The sequence below is a fragment of the Polaromonas sp. P3_C2 genome (assembly GCF_056402675.1).
Map to the genome: position 1 here is coordinate 1 of NZ_JBFUGX010000848.1, position 1,542 is coordinate 1,542.

Sequence of the window (1,542 nt, forward strand, 5' to 3'; positions counted from 1 at the left end):
GAGAACGATGTTAGGTGTGTCCATATTTTTTCCTGACCAATCTTGAGGGCTGCTGGCAAGGCGATCAGCCCTCAAGGCTGGCGGCTCGCGAGAGCCGCACCCCTCCCGCCAGGCGGGAGGATTTCAAGGCAAGGGCACCGTGGATCCGGCTTTGCCGGTCCGCCAGTGCCGCCCCTTGAGGGGGAGGCGGCGCAGAACGCCGCCACGGGGGAGCCTAGCTTTGGCAGTCAGCGGGTGTGCGCGCCGTCAGTTTTTTCTCTGTTGCGTATTTGGCGGCGGTCGACTTGACCAGGGGTTTGATCACCTGCTCGTCAGCCTGCAGCCAGTCGGAAGTGAACTTCCACTCCTTGCCGTCCCAGGTATGGATACGTGCCCATGCCGAGCCCATGTGGTCGGTGCACGAGGTGCTGATAGGCCGCATCACGCCGGCAAAGCCCAGCGCATCCAGCTTGGCCTGCGTCAGGTTCAGGTTTTCCAGGCCCCAGCGCACCTGCTCGCCTGTCATGATTTTTCCCTTGCCGAAACGGTCTTGTGCAGCGCGAAGGCCTTCCACGCCCAGCATCGCGCTCATGGCGCCACGCATGTAAAGAACCTGGCCGACTTCTTCCTTGGGGCCCGTGCCCTGGCCTTTGCCGTGCACCAGGGTCAGCATGTCTTTGGCCAGCTTGGAGTTCGGCTCGGCGCCGTGCTGCATCGTCACGGCGTTGTAGCCCTTGGCGCCGTCGGCCACGTCTTTCACGTCAGGCTCTGCGCCGGCCCACCACACGCCGTACATCTTCTCGCGCGGGTAGCCGGTGGCCTGCGCTTCCTTGATGGCAGTGGTGTTCATGATGCCCCAGCCCCACAGCGCGACGTAGTCAGGGCGCGACTGGCGAACCTGCAGCCAGGTGGCCTTTTGCTCGACACCGGGCGCGGTAACAGGCAGCAGTTGCAAGGTAAAGCCGTGCATGGCGGCGCGTTCCTGCATCAGCGGGATCGGCTCCTTGCCGAACGGCGAGTCGTGATAGACCAGCGCAATGCGCTTGCCCTTGAGCTTGTCGAAGCCGCCTTCCTTCTTGGCGATGGCCTGAAGGATGGCGTCGGCGGCAACCCAGTAGGTGCCGGCAATCGGGAAGTTCCATTTGAAGATGGAGCCGTCCGCGCTTTCGCTGCGGCCATAGCCCACGGTCACCACGGGGATTTTATCGACGGGCGCTTTCTCAGTGATGGCAAATGTCGCACCGGTAGACAGCGGTTGCACCAGCGTGGCGCCGCCGTTCTTGCCTTTCAGGCGTTCGTAGCACTCCACGCTGCGTGCGGTGTCATAGCCGGTTTCGCACTCTTCAAACGAGATCTTCACGCCATTGATGCCGCCGCGCGCATTGACCAGCTTGAGGTAGTCCACATAGCCGTTGGCCCAGGGCACGCCGTTGGGCGCGTAAGGCCCGGTGCGGTAGGACAGCACCGGGAAGAACTGCTCCTTCGCCTGGGCGAATGCGCTAGTCGCCACGAGGGACGAAGCGCCGGTGGCGAGGATTGCCACCGCCAACATCACATTACGAA

1 protein-coding gene is annotated in these 1,542 nt (G+C 63.2%); it reads right to left on the bottom strand.

Features of this window, described 5'->3' with window-relative positions; all coding sequences use genetic code 11:
* Nucleotides 1-214: 214 nt before the first annotated feature.
* Complete coding sequence (locus tag AC1DWI_RS22675) at nt 215-1,531, bottom strand: ABC transporter substrate-binding protein (RefSeq protein WP_477725850.1); 1,317 nt, start codon at nt 1,529-1,531, stop codon at nt 215-217.
* Nucleotides 1,532-1,542 lie beyond the last annotated feature (11 nt).

Bases quoted from the DNA above. Each gene is read 5' to 3' on its own strand.
- AC1DWI_RS22675 (WP_477725850.1), bottom strand. From the start codon at position 1,531: ATGTTGGCGGTGGCAATCCTCGCCACCGGCGCTTCGTCCCTCGTGGCG.